This is a genomic window from [Lactobacillus] rogosae, from assembly GCA_900112995.1.
GTDB classification, from domain to species: Bacteria; Bacillota; Clostridia; order Lachnospirales; family Lachnospiraceae; genus Lachnospira; species Lachnospira rogosae.
Genome location: FONU01000017.1, coordinates 16,578 through 35,260 on the forward strand (window position 1 = coordinate 16,578; position 18,683 = coordinate 35,260).

An 18,683-nucleotide genomic window follows, 5' to 3' on the forward strand; every position below is an offset into this window, starting at 1 on the left:
TATTAAATTTAATTTGTTTCGCTAATTCGCATTACACAACTTTATAAAGTATATTCTTTATTATTATGCAATGCCAATTTATTTAAAATAAGCTATTTAGTCGGTTTTTATGCCTGTATCTCACCATCAAATATCATATTCCAGCTCATACGGATATCATACATCAGCCTTGTAAGTGCAATACTATCTTCCGGTGTATAAATAGCACTGGCACTATTTCCTGATGCTATGCATCTGCCTGCTTCACGAATCTCATATTCAAATCCATTTATATCAACCGGGTACTCGATTGTTTCAGGTTCTTTACCATCCACCTCAAGTATCAAGGTCTTTGCGTGTTGAAAATCCGGCAAAAATATACTTCCCTTTGTTCCCTCAATTCTGGCATTACGTTTTAATTCCTCTCCTATTGTCTGGACTGATTCTGCAATACATCCATCATTATATGTCAGTTTGAGACAACTGTAATCATCTGTTCCATTCTCATTAATATGTACTTTTGTGGTTTCTACATTCTGCGGATCACACCCTGTAACAATACGCAAAAATCCCAGATTGTAAATTCCTATATCCAACAGAGCACCTCCACCAAGTGCAGAGTTAAATTTACGCTCTTTTCTGGCACCCGTTGCAACAAATCCATACTGACAGGAAATATGTTTAATTTCTCCTATTGTTCCCTGAAGCAGGATATTACGCAGACGATTATACAATGGCAGAAACCATATCCATAATCCCTCCATAATAAAAAGATGCTTATCCTTTGCCAGCCTGTACAGCTCCTGTGCCTGTTTCTCATTTATTGTAAATGGCTTTTCACAAAGTACATGCTTACCATGCTCAAGACAAAGTCTGCAATTCTCATAATGCAGACTATTCGGTGTTGCTACATAAACAGCCTCAACATCAGGATCATTTACCAATGCTTCATAAGAATCATAATATCGTGGAATATCATACTCCCTGGCAAAAGCTTTTGCACTATCCATGTGCCGTGAGCCTACTGCTGCAAGCTGTTCATTTTCCTTACTCATCTGATTTATAGTTGATGCAAATTTTTTTGCAATATTACCTGTAGCCAGAATTCCCCACTTCATATCATTTTCCTCCTAATAACATAATTGCATTTCACATTCATATCTTGTTAATAATTATATACTATTTTACTACATACACCAACACAAAATAGCAAGTCAAATTCCCAATACTTGATAAAATAAATATGACATAAAATGTCGCTTATCCATTGTCAGACGGATAGGCGACATTTTTGTGTTTATATGAAACTTTTTATTATTTTTATAAGGAGGGCTTACTATGCCAAAAACAAAATTTCAGGAATTCATTTTTACCCTTATCACATCCGGCTGTTAAAACTACATAACCTCCAGACTATTGTCACCATTTTCCAAACCTAGTATTCCCTTTATTGAATTCTCAACCATATCGGACACCGCCTGCTCTGTATAGAATGCCATATGAGGTGAGAGTATTACATTAGGAAAGCTCTTTAAAACTGCCATATTGTCATTATCAAGCTTTTCAGTTTCCTTATTAAGATAGTATAAGCCTGCCTCTCCCTCAAAAGTATCAAGTGCGGCAAATCCTACCTTTCCACTCTTTAATGCAGCTATAAGTGCCTGTGTATCCACTATAAGGCCTCTGGCTGTATTGACTATTATTACTCCATCCTTCATTTTCTTAAATGCTGCCTCATCAATAAGATGTGTATTTTCAGCATTTCCAGGAACGTGTAATGTTATAATATCTGAATTCGTAAGAAGTTCATCAAAGCTTACATACTCTGCATACTTTTTCACTTCTTCATCCTCATAACATGAATATGCTAATATACGGCATCCAAAGCCAGATAAATGCTTAACCACCGTCTTACCTATATTACCCGTTCCTATTATTCCAACTGTTGATGTTGATAATTCTTTTCCGACTTTTCCCTTTAATGAGTAGTCCTGACAATCCGCTTTTTTCATTATCCAAGGCATATTGCGACAGGCCATAAGCATAAGCATAATCGCATAATTCGCAACACTATTTGGTGAATACACTACGTGGGCTGCTCTCATACCTATTGAATGTGCATACTTAATATCAATATGCTCATAACCTATGCTTCTTGTTGATATGTACTTAACTCCCTTCTTATGAAATGCATTAAGTATTTCCGGGTACATGGGATTGGTTATTATTGATATTGCATCATAGCCTTCAGCCAGTTCTACATTATCCATTGAAGGATAATCTGATGTAAAACCATACTCAAATGAATACTGCTCTGCGAATTTCTCAACATATTTCTTCTCATCATATTCCCTAAGGGCATAAAAAAATATTTTCATAATAATCTCCCATTCTTGCGTGTGAAAAATCCTATTTTTCACACTAATCTCCATTTCTGCGTGTTTTTACGCATATCGAATCTGTGTCAGGTGTGCGCATATTTTTGTTGTAAGTAAGTATAGCACCCGTCATTACGAAATGCACTATATTGAAGATAAAAAACATAAAAAAGCTAATAAATAAAGCAAAACTGTACAAATCTAAAACTGCATTTACGCTCTTTACTTATCAATATAAACGTGTTATAATACTTCAAATTTGAATTATTCATTTTTGTAATTTATATTTCACTACAAGGAGGCTGATTCTCTTATGAACTCAGGAATTGAATTCGCACAAAAAATCAATCTTGCATATAACTTTGTATGCAAGCCGCTTTTACATAAGTTTAATCTTCCACAGACAGCTTTCGATATTCTTATGTTTCTTGCAAATAATCCAGAATATACCACTGCAAGAGATATTGTGGAGATAAGAAAAATCAAAGCCAATCTTGTTTCTGTCAATATTGACAGACTTGTGTGCGATGGTTATATCATACGAAAAGAAATCAAAGGTGACCGAAGAAAAACACAGCTTATATGCACATCTGCGGCAGAGAAAATAATTAAAGAAGGTCAGGCTTTACAGAAAGATTTTCTTGAACATCTTTTTGATAATATGGACACTGCCACTAAAGAGGCTTTTTTTACGGGTATGAAACAGATAGAAGATAATCTTGATAAGATACTTGAAGACAACTAGGGTCGGTGTGCACCTGACACCAAACTATTTTTATTAGAATTGTGCACAGAAAAGAGGTAAATACCTCTGCTCCTGCATGAGCAGTCGCATTTTGCTTTGCAAAACAAGGAGGTAAATACCTCTGCCCCTGCATGGGCAGTCGCATTTTGCTTCGCAAAACAAGGAGGTAAATACCTCTGCTCCTGCATGGGCAGTCGCATTTTGCTTCGCAAAACAAGGAGGTATATAAATTATGTCATCATTATTTTTAACTATTATTGTAACTTTTTTTGCAGGTATGGGTGCCGGTCTTGGAACTGGATTTGCCGGCATGAGTGCCGCTGCCGTAATCAGCCCTATGCTTATCACATTTTTAGGAATGGACCCATATATGGCTGTCGGCATCGCACTCTCTTCTGATGTGCTTGCCAGTGCCATATCAGCATATACATATGGAAAAAACAAGAATCTAGATATTAAAAATGGACTTATTATGATGGTCAGTGTTCTTATATTCACTGTTGTAGGAAGTTATGTATCAAGCCTTGTTCCATCAGCTACAATGGGAAACTTCTCTGTATTTATGACTTTCCTTCTTGGAATCAAATTCATCATAAGACCTGTTATGACTACAAAGGAAGCCATGGAGGGTGTATCTGCTAAGAAACGTGCCATTCAGTCAGTTGTGTGCGGCATATTAATTGGCTTTATATGTGGCTTCATCGGTGCCGGCGGCGGTATGATGATGCTGCTTATCCTTACCTCCGTACTTGGATATGAACTTAAAACTGCTGTCGGAACTAGTGTATTTATTATGGCTTTTACAGCACTCACCGGCGCTGTATCACACTTTGCGATTGGTGGAATACCTGATATAACTGTGTGGCTATTATGTATCGTATTTACACTTATATGGGCAAGAATAGCAGCTATCTTTGCAAACAAAGCTACTCCTGAAACACTTAACCGTGCAACAGGAGTCATACTTGTTATACTAGGCATAGTAGTTATGCTTTTCTCATACCTTGGATAATATCACCAGACTAAATATCTCAATAAATGCTGTACTAACGCAGCAGGAATTATGCTTCTATGGCTTCTTTCTGCCTGCTGTCTTTTCTTTCAAATATTGCTCTGAAGATAAGACGTACAAATGGTCCACAGTAAAACATCTGATAAAGTATTGCCATAGGGAAATTCATAGCCCATGTCTTAACCCACATACCAAAAGATGGTTCCTTAAAAAGTATTGTTGCAACAAGACTCATAACAGGACACATAATACAGCATATGCATATAGATATTGCATATGTGATAAACTGTGGTCTGTCTGTTGGCTTCATAACAGTAAATGCCAGCAGCCTTGCCAGCCTTCCAACTATAAAGAACTCAAGAATGAAAGCAACTGGCACCATTATTGGTAACTCGTGTAATGCTGCAATAAAAGTTGTTCCATCAACTGTTCCTGTGTTAAGAGCTATATTATAAACAACCATCCCGTACACCATAATAGCTGCCATAATAATTGTGAATACTACGTCCTGAAATTTGTTTTTTGGCATAAAAAAAATCCTCCTTAATGATAACTTAACTCAATGTGTTGTTCGTTATCATCCAGGAGGATGTTTCGTTTCCAATAAAACCATTTAAAGCCTGCATATTCTATCATATAAAAAGCTGTACAGTCAAGTGTTTTTACTCTATTGTAATAATGTCGTAATAATGTACTATTGTAATAATGCGTAATAATGTATTTTTACTCTATCGTAATAATGTCCTTTAATATATAGTTAAACGATGGTGCTGAGCTGTCTTTATTTTCCACAAAGCCTTCACTAAGGTCTATGATATCATTTGGATTGTCAGTATTTACGCCTATGTAGTCACCTTTAAACACAGTAAGCCTATCCTTCTTAAACTGCTCGATAACATCTGCTACCATTTCCTTAGTGCCATCTGCCACAACAATATCATTAAACTCAAGCATTGAAACCCAGCCTTCATCAAAGCCGGCTCCCACATCATTACCATGTATATTACCTCTGATGTTCTTTTCTACCACCTTTCCATTAAGAACTGCATCAACGGCAGCCTTCATATATGGCTTCCAGTTAATCTTACACCCCGTAAGATATGTAGTTGGTGCTACATCAAACATACTCTGGTTATAGCTCACATTAAAAACAGGTACATCTGAGGATGTTTCCTCACAGGCAGTCGCTGGTCCTGCTGTATCTGAATGCTGTGATATAATAACACACTTCTCATTTATGAGTTCTCTTGCATACTTCTTTTCAGTACGATAATCATTCCACTTATATGTGTACTTTACCGTCATGGTAGTATTCCCCACAACTGATCTTGCTCCAAGCAAAAAGGCTGTATACCCTGATATAACCTCCGCATTAGGATACGCTGCAACATATCCTATCTTAGCCTCATTTTCTGTTATTATCCCTTCTGATATAAGCTCCTTCAGTTTTATGCCTGCCGCGACTCCTGCTGCATATCTTCCTTCATATATGGCACCCATAAATGTATGATAATTAGCATTGTATGGCTCCTCATTAGCATTAGAGCAGGTTGCCATGCAAAACTGCACATCTGGATACCTGCCAGCCAGCTCCTTAGTTGTTTCACCATAGTTATAGCTTGTAGAAAATATCAGATTACAGCCTGCATTTACAAGTCTTTCAAGATATTCTCTTTCTGTTCCCTCGGCAACATTATACATATGCATAACTTCTACCTTATCGCCATACTCTTCCTTAATGTCAGCAAGTGCCTCTATGAAATTGTCTGTATATGCAGTACTTGCATCACCTACATATATTATCCCTACCTTGATGCTCTTATCTTCATCTTTTCTTGAATAAACCATACAGGCACCTATGATGATGCTTACTGCAACACATGTTATAAGAGTTATGATACTCTCCCTGCTTACTATATAAGACAATACCCTGCCGGATATTTTCTTAATATTACTTATCTTCATCTGCTTCACCATCCTTATACAGATTATCAATGTCTATCCTGCCACTATCAATAAGTCTAAGCATAATATCCACAAGCTCCGGGTCAAACTGTGTGCCGCTGCCTCTTCGTATTTCCCCTAAAACATAGTCCTTATCAAGCTTCTTTCTATACACCCTGTTAGCCGTCATAGCATCAAATGCATCCGCTATTCCGATAATCCTTGCATTAAGAGGTATCTCTTCACCCTTAAGACCATGCATATATCCTTTTCCATCATATCTCTCATGATGATAAAGTGCTCCTTCCTCAACGTGATTTACAAGAGTAAAGCTTTTAAGTATTTCTGCTCCTTTTTCAACATGTGATTTCATAATGGCATACTCTTCATCTGTAAGTCTTTCCGGTTTGTTAAGTATTCTGTCTGGAATACCTATCTTTCCTATATCGTGAAGCAATGCCGCTTTTCTAAGGTTTTCACATTCTTCATCACTATATCCAAGCTCCTTTGCTATCATAACTGAATACTCAGATACTCTTAGTGAATGTTGGCTTGTATTAACATCCTTTGCATCAACAGTCCTTGCAATAGTAAGAACTGTTTCATTTCCCATCTCAAGCTGTTTCTTTACGAATTCGAGCTCTTTCTTCTGAAAATCAAGGGTTCTTTTAATCTGTGTATGGAATATTATCCACGTAAGATATGCAACTGTAAGTGCAAATATTCCGACCATATACACCTTAAACCACCAATAGTCATATATCTTTGCTTCCTTAATAATTGTATATGTGTTTTCAGATATTGGCACCCTGCCATTTTCATCAAGAACTGACAAATGAAATGTATATGTGCCTACAGGTATGTTCATATATATTATATTAGTTAGATCACTTTGCAATATTATCCTCGGTTCGGCATCATACCCTTCCAGATATATGCTTACATAAGGTGTATTAACAGAATAGTTTATAATCTCTGGGAACATCTCTATCATCTGTGCTTTGCTGTCAATATAAAGCTCTTCCCCTCTTTTTACCCTGAGACTTTCTCCATCTACCTTTACGGACTTCATCTGTATACGATATGATCTTATTCTGGCACTATAATCATTGAGATTGACTATCATTACACCATCATCTGTTGACATGTACAAATTATTATTCACATCAATATAATCCCATGCATTTGGTGTTAATGCATTTTCAAGTCCGCAATCCCCATTAAGCAGCTTATAATCAAGTTCTTTTCCAGAAAGTAAGGCACTCTTATCAACAACATATATTCCGGCTGAGCCCAGCACAAAAAGATTATCATTGTTCCCATTAACTACATTGTAATTATTATAGTAAGGAAAATTATCCAATATTCTTATAATGCCTGTCTTATCCATATAACACAGACTGTTACTTGTTACTATGAATACACCCTCGCCAGAAGCATCCTTTACCATTCTTAATATAACCGCTGAGCTAAGACCATCATCCTTATCATAATTATCTATTACTCTTCCATCACTAATAACTTCTATTCCATTGCCATCTGTTCCTGCAAGTATAACTCTTCCATAATCTTGTATATCTGTTTCAAGTGTACATAAAACCTTACTGTTTTTCATAGAATAACCTATATTGCCAATGACAGCTTCATCTACAATATAACTAAGTCCTGTATCACCTGCTGCAAGCATTGTATTATCACTTAACTCTGTTATAGTCCTGTATCTGTTTCCACTTAGTCCGTTATTCTCATCATATCTTATAATTTCACCACTATATGTAACCTCATATATTCCTTTGCCTGTTGTGCATATCCACATATTATTTTTACTGTCCGTTGTTATGCACCTTATTCTTACGTTATCAAGCTCTTTTACAAGTTTATTCACAAGCTCCTTTAAATCGCTGTCCAGCTTTTGAATATAATCACTATCAGCTGTAATACTGCCTGCAGCTGCATATGAAACGGCAATTCCACTATCTGTACCTATATAATAATTTCCATTCCACATTGTAACTGTATTTACAACCAGCTTTTCATCACTATGTTCATAATTAAGCTGTGTAAACGCTGATCTGCTTAATCTTAACAGCCCAAGTCTTGATGATGTAAACCAGAGATTTCCCTGATAATCTGCTGTCATATGATCTATTGAATTATTAAAGCTGCCTGTATCAATGTTTATAAATTGATTCTGACTGTCATAATATCCTGTACCATTATCTGCACATACAAAAAGTGTGCCATTTTCTGTTAATGTGTTATCTACAAAATATATTTCTTTAATATTATTAAGCTCATTACAGCTTACACTTTCCTTAAGTACATAAGCGTTATTATATAAATCATATTCATATTTATCTATATTTCCTTTTGATGTTCCCACATAAAGCATACCCGCATCATCAAATGAACACGTTGTATATCTTCCACCATCTGATGCACTATATTCTGAAATAACTGCTGCATTTTTTACAATACTTAGCTGTCCATTATCGCTGACAACTGCTATGTTACCATTCTTATCAGAGTCTGCACTTACAGCATATTTTATATCATCTATATAGCTTTTAACTGTTAATCCATCTGCAAGAGAAACTATTGACATAGCACCTGTCGTACCAATATAGTAATCACCATCAGAACCCTGTGTTATACACTTTACGGAATCAGCTGATAATCCCTCCTTTTCTGATACAACATTTATGATTGTTTCATCAATCATTATCGATACGCCGCCATCATTGGTTCCTATCCATAATCTGCCCTCTTCATCTTTATACAGACAGTTTACAGTCTTAACAGAGGCATATTCATCCACCCATTTAAACTCTGTACCATTATACCTGTATAAACCACCATAGGTTCCTATCCATAGTATTCCATCATTAGTCTGTGCTATATCATTGGCACAGCCGCCTGGTATTCCGTTTTCTCTTCCGTAAACTGTCTGCAGATAAGTATTATAATCCGGTGTTTCTTCTATATTATTCTGGTTATTCCTACTGTTATCAAAAGCTGCATACACGCACTTAGGTGTATTAACTTCTATAAGCTGTACTGCTGCCATAGCAGCTATCCCGATATATATACAGGCTGTCATTATCCTTTTATCAAATCTGTTCTTTCCCTTGTCATACCTTACAAATATATAGAGTGCAAGCACAGTTATGATCTTATCAGGAAAATCAATATAAAATTGTCCTGCAACGTGACTTAATAAATCATTAAATCCTATTCCTAAAAGCGACTCAATAACTCCATCACCCCATATATTATTGGTATAACCATTAAAAAACATATAATTAAAAATCACGGAAATAGAACACGAAACAAGTGCAATATAAAAGCTTGATGTCAGTGCACCAAGCAGTGTTTTCATATAATCCTTACTTATGCAAATTCCAGCAACAACTGCTATAGAAACACTTACTATGGCATAACAGGCATATGTCCACGAATATATTATAGAATAAAGAATATTGAGAGTAACTCCAACGATAACACCGCATACCGGTCCGCATACATAAGTGGCCGCAACTGTACCTAGTGAATCAAGCCATAATGGAAGCCTGAAATACCCAGCAATACACTTTCCTGCCAGATTCAGCAATACACATATTATTATAAACACGCTTATTGTATACCACTTATTTTTCTTCATAGGCTTTTCTCCGTTCAGTATGCTGTATTATCCGTTGGCTGTTATGTTTAATCCATCCTGACTGCTATGCATATTTTCAATACATAATCTAAGCATATCAGTAATGATTTAACTTTTACACTCTACCATAATAAAATTATAATTATTATATCAAAAAAATATATAACTGACAATGTATAAACGATTATTCTTTTGTATTGTAAGTTGCTATAATTTCATCCAGAATAATGTGGAAAAAGAATATTATTAAGGTTGTTGATAAAGAAGAAAATGCCGATTAATATATATATAAATATATAAATGGAGGCTGCTATGTGGGCTTACGAAAGTGTTTTTTATCAAATATATCCTCTTGGGTTTTCAGGAGCACCCTTTGAGAATGATGGTGTGCTTAACCACCGCATTTTAAAGGTTAATGACTGGATACCACATATTAAAAGATTAGGTGCTGATGCTATATATTTTTCTCCTGTGTTTGAATCTGACACTCACGGATATAATACAAGAGATTATACAAAGATAGACACAAGGCTTGGTACTAATAAAGATTTTGCCAACGTGTGCTATAATCTTCATAATGAAGGAATAAAGGTTGTTCTTGACGGCGTATTTAATCATGTTGGCAGAGGCTTCTGGGCTTTTCAGGATGTGTTAAAGAACAGGGAAAGTTCCCCTTATATCAACTGGTTTGCAAGAATAGATTTTAATGGTAATTCTAATTATAATGACGGGCTCTGGTATGAGGGCTGGGAAGGCTGTTATGACCTTGTAAAGCTTAACCTGTATAATGAAGATGTTATACAACATATTTTTAATGCTATCAAAGGCTGGGTTACGGAATTTGATATTGACGGCTTAAGACTTGATGTTGCTTACTGCCTCAATCACGATTTTCTTAAAAGATTAAGAAGCTTCTGTGACAGCTTAAAACCAGACTTTTTCCTGTTAGGAGAAACACTGCACGGCGATTATAACCAGATTATGAACGACGAAATGCTTCATTCAGTTACTAATTATGAGTGCTACAAGGGTCTTTATTCAAGCTTTAATTCAATGAATATGTTTGAAATTAACCATTCACTTTTAAGGCAGTTCGGACCTGAGAACTGGACACTTTACAAAGGTAAGCATTTATTATCTTTTGTTGACAATCACGATGTCACAAGAGTTGCAAGCATACTGAATAACATCCGTCACCTTCCTTTAATATATGCTCTTGCTTTTGGTATGCCAGGAATACCTTGTGTATATTATGGAAGTGAATGGGGTGCAACTGGGCGTAAAGAAGATGGTGACCCTGCCTTAAGAGCCTGCTTTGACACGCCTGTCTTTAATGAATTATCTGACTGGATTGCAAAGCTTGCCAATGCTAAAAAGACATCACCAGCATTACAATATGGTAACTTCTCATCTATAGTCCTCACTAATGAACAATGCGTATTCTTAAGAGAGTGGCGGGGTGAGCGTGTACTTGTTGCAATAAATGCCGCTGACTACAATTATTCTGCCTCATTTAATATGGGCTGTGACAAAGCATATGACCTTATAACCGATAGAGAAATACAGTTAAATAATGGATTGGAATTACCGGGATATAGTGCATTTTTCTTAAAATTATAACTACCCTGTCACACCACACAATATCTTTTAATATGTTGCGTAATAATAAAATCAAAACAGAGAATAGAAAGTATAACCGGAGCTTCTCCTCCAATATACAACTTTCTATTCTCTGTTTTTATAATAATATTCTCTCTAAAAATATCCTATACATCTATATTTTCTTATGTCTTATGACATCCGCAATTCTTAGTGCTATAACTCCTACGATAGCAACGGCTGCGGCAATCCATACCCAGACTGGTACATTATGAATATTAAAACATCTTACATTTATCCACATCTGATTAATTCTCGCTGTTTCGTCATTATCAAAATACTGCATAATAGCACTTCTATGCATTACTTCTTCCGTTGGATACTGTGCTGACAACATTCCTTCTGTCTGCGCCTTAGATGTTCTTAATATATATCTTGAATCATTAGATACTCCTGAGAAGAAATATCCTAAAGAATAATCTATTGCATCAGCCTCACTTATTGTATCATCCTCTTCCATAAGTGACTCAAGACCATAATTCCATTTTAAATAATCATATATAACAGGACTCTGACCACCTGATATAACTGATGTATAGCCAATATAGTACATATTTCTTACTGCATTTTCTGGCATAGATACGAAATTAACAAATGCTTCTGCTACCTTCTTCTTTTCTGAATTGCCATTAATTCCTGATTTTAACATTGCCCAGCCATCAAAATACATATTAGTACATTCTTCTGGAATAGCAAAATTAAGATCGACATCATTAGCTTCTGCCTGCTGCATTATGTATACAGCATCACCTGACCACTGATAGCCAGCACTGATCTTACCTGTAATAGCATCAATCTTACCACTGTCAGTTTCAAATGAATATACATTATCTTTAACCTGCTGAAGATATTCTAATACTTCATCAACTGTATCCTTTGATGTGTCATTCATCACCTCTGCCAGCTTATCAGTATAATCTGCCTGCTTGGTAAAATCCTGCGACCTTAACTTATCAGACTTGATTGCACCAATTGCCGCAAACATAGTATCTCTTACATTATCCTTAACAGTAATCTTACGTCTGAACTTATCATTATTAATAATCTTCCATGTCGATGCCTCTTCCTTTGTAACATATTCTGGATTATATATAATACCTGTAACACCCCACATATATCCAGCCGCATATTTACTCCAAGGTTCACCATTGATTGTATTATTATCAAAAGTCTGCTTTATAAATGGTGAAACCCCTTTTGCATAATAATTCTCTTTGATTCCCGTGTCGTAAAATTCATCAGAAAATGGTTCAAGCCAGCCCTCAGTCATAAGCTTCATAAACATATATTCTGAAGGACATATTAAATCATACTCATCACCTAATGTAAGCATATTGTAAAGTTCTTCATTAGTTCCAAGACAGCTATATTCGACATTAACCTTCTTGCCATATGTCTTATAATACCATTCAGCAAAATCATCAACCATAGAATTATCGCCCCTGATATCTGTGCTCTCAAGATCTATTGTTTCATCAGCGTTCCAGCCGCCTTCATCTATATACTCTTCCCAGTTACATATTCTAAGTGTAATTGTATCGTTATCTGCCGCCTCTGCTTTAGTAGAATTAAATCCTTTCCACACTCCTGTTATACTTCCAGACAGCATTTCAACAACCAAAATCATAGCAAGCGAAACTTTTATAACCTTTTTAGTCAAATGTCTGATATAAGATGTAATATCTATAATCACATTTTTATTCATTAATGTTTCTCCTTCTGGGCTTCATTCTTTATAGGTGCAAAATTCATAACAACTTCAACTATAACTACAATCAGGAATATAATTGTCGATAATGCCCATAATGCAGTCTTAATATTAGTCTGCGAACCCTTTGTTGCATTAACAACATATGTACTTATTGTATCAAATGTTGCCGGTTTCGTATAAGTTGCCACAAAATAATCATCAAGTGATAAAGTAACTGCCATAACGAATCCTGAAACAATACCTGATGCAATCTGAGGTATAATAATATGAATTAACGTATATCCCGGTGTTGCTCCAAGGTCAAGTGCAGCCTCATAAAGACTTGGGTCCATCTGCTTTAACTTGGGAACAACCGCAAGATATACAAATGGTGCACTAAGCACTGTATGTCCTATTACAAGTGGAATATAAGTATTCTTGCTTACCCCGAATACAACAACCAGAAGAATACATAATGAAAAACCTGTCACGACATCGGCATTAACAACTGGTATCTGGTTAAGAACTGACATTGTACCATTAACATTTTTCTTAGAATAAAATGCTCCAATTGCACCTGTTGTTCCAAGTATTGTAGCAAGCACCGCACTTCCAATTGCAAGTGCAATTGAACCTATAATCATATCTATAAGCTCTGGTGTTGTAAATAATGTCACATAATTATGGAACGAAAATGAATGAATAGCCCCAATATTAGGTGAATCTGTAAAACTATATACTGCTAATATAAGAATCGGAACATACATAAATATAAGTACAAGACCGATAATTGCATATTTAACACATTTTTTAAACATACCTGTCCTCTTTCCCGTCACATATATCTACAGCCTGCGTCCTGAACCTTCATTATCGCTGTCTGCTGATATAAGACTGATTATACATATAATTATAAGAAGTATAAGTGCTATCATTGAACCATTGTTCCAGTCGTATGCACTAAAATAGCTTCCTATAAGACTACCCATAATATATGTACTGTTATAAAGCATATCAAGCACTACATAATTAGTCATCGCTGGCAGGAACACCATTGATATTCCACTTATAATTCCCGGTACAGATAATGGCAATATAATCCTTATAAATGTCTGAAAATTATTAGCCCCCAGATCATTTGCTGCTTCTATAATGCTGTTATCCATTTTCGATAATGTTGTATATAATGGGAGTATCATAAATGGAAGAAAATCGTAAGTCATTCCAATAACTGTATTAATAAATGGATAAAATGCAAGATTACCTTCTATTAATGAAAGAACTTCCTTAAGTGCTGTAATTCTAAGTGTAAAGTTAATCCACATTGGAAGCACAAAAAGCATAAGAATAACTGCTTTTCTTTTAATCTCGCTCTGTGCAAGTATGTATGCAACTGGATACGCTATTAAAAGACACACTATAGTTACAACAAATGCCAGTGCAAAACTGTAACACAATGTTCCAAGTGTGTTAGGATCTGTAAAGAAATTACAGAGATTACTTACTGTAAACTGTCCCTGTCCATTGGTAAATGCATAATATATCAATACAAGCAAAGGGGCTGCAACAAATAATAAAAGGAATATCCCATAAGGAATTCCAAGCTGCTTACGCGATAATACATTATTCATCTTTATTAATTCCTTTCCCTTTACTTACTTTTTTAACTGGAACTTCATCTTGTCTTCTAGCATAACAAGCCCTACAGCATCGTCCATATTCCACAGGTACTCATCATCTACAATAAGGTCGTGTCCATATTCTGTTCTTATAACGTAACTGTAATGGTCACCCTTATAGATAAGGTTGATAATATGTCCAGATACAAGACCTTCCTCCACATTATCACTCATTCTTATATCATATGGCTGGATTGAAACCATAACCTTTAACTTAGCCGTATCAATAGCCTCATTATTCTCATCAACTAAAACATTGTTCTTCATACTTGATTTAGGAATAACTTTTGTTAAATCGCAATTAATAACCTTGCCATTAAAATCAAGTGTATAATCACTATTAATATTAGTAACAAAGCTTGTTGTATGGTCCTCAGCAAGCATAATATGAATTCCGTCCGGCTCAAGCTTCATACCAATTCTTTCACCGACAGAATAACATTTGGTCGTTCTTATAACCATTTCGTACTTGCCCGATTCAACAGTAACCTCATAGTGCATACCTTTGAATATAACCGACACAACTTCGCCCTCAATAATTCCGTCCTCTGGCTTAGTTATAATTACATCTTCCGGTCTTACAACAACATCGACAAGTGTACCCTCTGGAACATCGTCCATTCCTATGAATTCACCACCGCAAAATCTTACTTTCATATGTCCTGTCATAATACCTTTGAAAATGTTACTTTCACCGATAAAGTCAGCTACAAATGCATTCTGCGGCTCATTATATATATCCTCAGGCGTACCAATCTGCTGTATCCTGCCTTCTGAAAGAACAACAATCTTATCAGACATTGTAAGTGCTTCTTCCTGATCGTGTGTTACATATATAAATGTAATTCCAAGTTCATCGTGCATATGCTTCAATTCAATCTGCATTTCCTGACGCATTTTCAAATCGAGTGCACCTAACGGCTCATCAAGCATAAGAATTTCCGGCTCATTAACCAAGGCTCTTGCAATTGCAATTCTTTGCTGCTGTCCACCTGATAAGGTAGATATCTTTCTATTCTCAAACCCCTCAAGGTCAACTATATCAAGAACTCTCTTTACTTTCTTTCTAATCTCCTCTTTTGGCAGCTTTTTAAGTTTAAGTCCAAATGCTATATTGTCATATATATTCATATGTGGAAATAAAGCATATCGCTGGAATACTGTATTAATAGGCCTTTTGTTTGCTGGAAGCTGTGATATATCTTCTCCATTAAGAAGTATTTCTCCACTTGTTGGCATCTCAAATCCTGCTATCATTCTTAATGTAGTAGTCTTACCACATCCGGATGGTCCAAGAAAAGTGACGAACTCTCCTCTTTTTACTTCAAGATTAAAATCGTCTACAGCCTTAAATCCATTATCACTATATACTTTACTAATATGTCTTAATTCTATTATATTATCTGCCATCGTTCTCCTTTTGCACCTCGTGGTTAATTTATTAATTCAGCATATATGCCTTATTACTTCTATCTGTTATTTTAATAATTATACATAGATTTATCAATAATAATCTTCAATATCTCATTATATTGTTACTTTATTGCCTTATTATTCTATTACTTTATTATTTAGTCTGCCTGTCAGGTACGTTGACTATACTATCTATCTTCTGCTTTAATATTGACAGGCTTCCCATTCTCTTTAATGCCATATCAGACTGCTCCTCCATCTGCTTTAGCTTCTGCGTATTTCCCATTGTCTTATATACATTTTTATAAAATTCCGCATTATAATACTCTGCAACCGCTATGCTTTCATCCAGTTCATTGTCCTGAATATTATCTATCACAATCTTATCCCTGCTGGCATAATCTACTGCCCTGCCATATTCATCATTCTTATACAGGTTCATAAACCAGCGTGTATTATATGTCCTGTTCTCATCATTATAATTCTCTGCTACCGCTATTATCATCGCAGCATTAAGAACAACAAGAATTACAATAATTATATCCATAATAATTAATCTGCTTTTCTTCATAATAATCCTCATTCCTGCGCACATTTTGCGCATATCGGCTTTGTGTCAAATGTATACAAACATAAATCCTGCGTATAAAAAATCCATTTTCACATCTATCCTCTTTGTATAAGGCACTGCTCAATTCGTGCGCTTGAAAATGTATCAATAGCCTCTAAATCCTCATCTGTAATGTGATAATATTTCTTAAGCAGTACTCCCATATCTTCCCGCATTTTGTTAAGATACTTTTCATTGTCTGATGTCATAGTTACTTCTTTATCTTTATATGCCGATAACTGTGTATAGTAGTAAAACTGCGAAAGATAATATGCCAGATTAGACACATCTGACTGTGTAAGATTATAATTATCACTATCGTTAGTATTCATAAATCCCACTGACCACACATAATATCTTACACCCATAAGAACCGAATATTCTTTATCAAATGCTTTATTATCAAGAGCATCTATCTCATCACTATAATCCGATAATTCCTTATAACTACTGCTATCAAGATATGAATATATTTTATTACTTATTTCTGTATAATTATTCGTTATTGCTGATTTCTTTACAGCCTTTTTTACAGAGCCAGTTAATGCAATACCAATAAATGCTATAAGAAGCAGTGCAATAACAACTGCGGGTATTGCAAATGCGTAAGCTTTCTTTGAATTACTGTCCGCCTTATTATGTACATTCTTTTCTGTATTATTGAAATCTTTATCATACCTGTCTATGGCTTTTTTATGACTTTCTGTATAATACTTATCTTCCATCTATTATCTCTTTTCTTATATTATTAACGGCAATGCTTTCGTTGTGTCTGTCAATTGCTTTTACAGAAAATATAGCTGCCACCAGTATGATTACAACCGCCAGTACAAGGACAAGCACTTTTACAGCCTCTTCTACAATTATTTTTTTATTAATATCAGCAAGTTCTGCCAGCCTTTGCCTAAGTCCTGCCAGTCCTTTCATATATGATTTTTCCTGTCCATAATAATTGGAATTGCCACAATATGGACACTGGCTGAGATTTTTATTAAATTCTGCGCCACACGAAGGACATATCACATTCATTTTATTATTCATACTTATTTTTCACACTTTCTTCTATAATAAGTTGGATTTGCGTACTATCCGCCGTCCTTATAGCCTGCACCTGTTCATCACTCACATAAAAATATGTCTTTAATATTGCATCCATATTCTTATAAATCTGTTCTACCTTCTCATCAGACGTATCTCCAACCGCAAGCTTTCCATATATATAATGAAGGTTATCCAAATCATAAAATTCATCCAGCAGACCACAAATATCCGTCAGTGCCTTATTCTTATCAAATATATTATCCGTGGCAAGATATTCACTTATATAATTATTCACAAATATGTATATCTGTGCAGCCTCTATCTGTGGGTGATAATCAAGATACGGACCATCTGACCAGCCTGATATATTAATGCTGTCACTATAATTAAAGAAATCATAGTAATCTTCATTCTCCCAATATCTGTCTAACGTGGCTGTCACCGTATCATATTCACTAACAGCATTTTTCTGCTTAATAAAATACCAGTCGTGTGTAAGCATATACACCACCAGACCAATAAACATTGCAAGAAGCACCGCTATAGCCACTCCACGCACAAGCACTTTTACTGTATACAGCTGCTGTGCGCTTATTGATTTTTCCGCCGTATTAACTTTTGACTGATATTTGTCATAATCTTTTTTATAGGCTTCCCCTGCCCTATTCTTCCTGCCACAATGCGGACACACCTCATCGGTCAGATTAAGCACTGCCCCACAATACTGACATTTCATATTAAATGTACTGCCTTTATAAATATTCTCCCTTTCCACGCTTTCCCTCACTTTTTCTCTCTTTTATGCTATTTATAGATAATTATTTATTGTATATACGAATAAAATGTATTATTTTATACTATACTTTAATATA

The 18,683-nt window shown here is 35.4% G+C and carries 16 protein-coding genes; 3 read left to right on the forward strand and 13 right to left on the reverse strand.

All coding sequences use genetic code 11. The features are described 5' to 3' along the window. Positions 1–107: 107 nt before the first annotated feature. Both BM157_RS08475 and BM157_RS08480 read right to left on the reverse strand, forming a co-directional pair. Positions 108–1,097 (reverse strand): Gfo/Idh/MocA family protein, encoded by a 990-nt coding sequence (locus BM157_RS08475; RefSeq protein WP_090140703.1) that lies wholly within the window; start codon positions 1,095–1,097, stop codon positions 108–110. 279 nt (positions 1,098–1,376) lie between these two features. Then, on the reverse strand, positions 1,377–2,357 hold the full coding sequence (locus BM157_RS08480) for a D-isomer specific 2-hydroxyacid dehydrogenase family protein (RefSeq protein WP_090140705.1): 981 nt from the start codon (positions 2,355–2,357) through the stop codon (positions 1,377–1,379). Between the two features lie 313 nt (positions 2,358–2,670). Between BM157_RS08480 and BM157_RS08485 the strand changes: the two genes are divergently transcribed. After that, a complete protein-coding gene (locus tag BM157_RS08485) occupies positions 2,671–3,102 on the forward strand; it encodes a MarR family winged helix-turn-helix transcriptional regulator (protein WP_090140708.1) in 432 nt (143 codons plus the stop codon). A 232-nt stretch (positions 3,103–3,334) separates the two neighbouring features. Continuing rightward, positions 3,335–4,114, forward strand: a complete 780-nt coding sequence (locus BM157_RS08490) for a sulfite exporter TauE/SafE family protein (RefSeq protein ID WP_090140710.1) — start codon at positions 3,335–3,337, stop codon at positions 4,112–4,114. Between the two features lie 49 nt (positions 4,115–4,163). On the opposite strand, the gene BM157_RS08495 is transcribed toward BM157_RS08490, so the two are convergent. From BM157_RS08495 to BM157_RS08505, 3 genes are all read right to left on the reverse strand, one after another. Further along, positions 4,164–4,643 (reverse strand): hypothetical protein, encoded by a 480-nt coding sequence (locus BM157_RS08495; protein WP_055306499.1) that lies wholly within the window; start codon positions 4,641–4,643, stop codon positions 4,164–4,166. 194 nt (positions 4,644–4,837) lie between these two features. After that, a complete protein-coding gene (locus BM157_RS08500) occupies positions 4,838–6,079 on the reverse strand; it encodes a BMP family ABC transporter substrate-binding protein (protein WP_318255877.1) in 1,242 nt (413 codons plus the stop codon). Next, positions 6,066–9,719: an HD domain-containing phosphohydrolase gene (locus tag BM157_RS08505; protein WP_090140714.1), complete on the reverse strand. Its 3,654-nt coding sequence runs from the start codon at positions 9,717–9,719 to the stop codon at positions 6,066–6,068. Before BM157_RS08505 ends, BM157_RS08500 begins: the two co-directional genes overlap by 14 nt. A gap of 312 nt (positions 9,720–10,031) precedes the next feature. On the opposite strand from BM157_RS08505, the gene BM157_RS08510 reads away from it, so the two are divergent. Beyond that, on the forward strand, positions 10,032–11,339 hold the full coding sequence (locus BM157_RS08510; protein ID WP_055175296.1) for an alpha-amylase family glycosyl hydrolase: 1,308 nt from the start codon (positions 10,032–10,034) through the stop codon (positions 11,337–11,339). Positions 11,340–11,493: 154 nt separating this feature from the next. Here the strand turns inward: BM157_RS08510 and BM157_RS08515 are convergent, their stop codons facing one another. From BM157_RS08515 to BM157_RS08550, 8 genes are all read right to left on the reverse strand, one after another. Continuing rightward, on the reverse strand, positions 11,494–13,083 hold the full coding sequence (locus BM157_RS08515; RefSeq protein ID WP_090140716.1) for an extracellular solute-binding protein: 1,590 nt from the start codon (positions 13,081–13,083) through the stop codon (positions 11,494–11,496). Further along, positions 13,083–13,886, reverse strand: a complete 804-nt coding sequence (locus tag BM157_RS08520) for an ABC transporter permease (protein WP_055175303.1) — start codon at positions 13,884–13,886, stop codon at positions 13,083–13,085. The genes BM157_RS08515 and BM157_RS08520 overlap by 1 nt, the downstream gene beginning before the upstream one ends. Before the next feature lie 27 nt (positions 13,887–13,913). Next, positions 13,914–14,699 (reverse strand): ABC transporter permease, encoded by a 786-nt coding sequence (locus BM157_RS08525; protein ID WP_022501693.1) that lies wholly within the window; start codon positions 14,697–14,699, stop codon positions 13,914–13,916. Between the two features lie 24 nt (positions 14,700–14,723). Beyond that, the gene (locus BM157_RS08530; RefSeq protein ID WP_022501694.1) at positions 14,724–16,157 is read right to left on the reverse strand and encodes an ABC transporter ATP-binding protein; all 1,434 of its coding nucleotides are present in this window, start codon (positions 16,155–16,157) and stop codon (positions 14,724–14,726) included. A gap of 157 nt (positions 16,158–16,314) precedes the next feature. Then, positions 16,315–16,731 (reverse strand): hypothetical protein, encoded by a 417-nt coding sequence (locus BM157_RS08535; protein WP_022501695.1) that lies wholly within the window; start codon positions 16,729–16,731, stop codon positions 16,315–16,317. 95 nt (positions 16,732–16,826) lie between these two features. Beyond that, positions 16,827–17,495 (reverse strand): hypothetical protein, encoded by a 669-nt coding sequence (locus tag BM157_RS08540; protein ID WP_022501696.1) that lies wholly within the window; start codon positions 17,493–17,495, stop codon positions 16,827–16,829. Beyond that, positions 17,485–17,811, reverse strand: coding sequence for a hypothetical protein (locus BM157_RS08545; RefSeq protein ID WP_022501697.1), 327 nt, complete (start codon positions 17,809–17,811; stop codon positions 17,485–17,487). The genes BM157_RS08540 and BM157_RS08545 overlap by 11 nt, the downstream gene beginning before the upstream one ends. Beyond that, complete coding sequence (locus tag BM157_RS08550; protein WP_090140718.1) at positions 17,804–18,586, reverse strand: zinc ribbon domain-containing protein; 783 nt, start codon at positions 18,584–18,586, stop codon at positions 17,804–17,806. Before BM157_RS08550 ends, BM157_RS08545 begins: the two co-directional genes overlap by 8 nt. Positions 18,587–18,683: the final 97 nt, after the last annotated feature.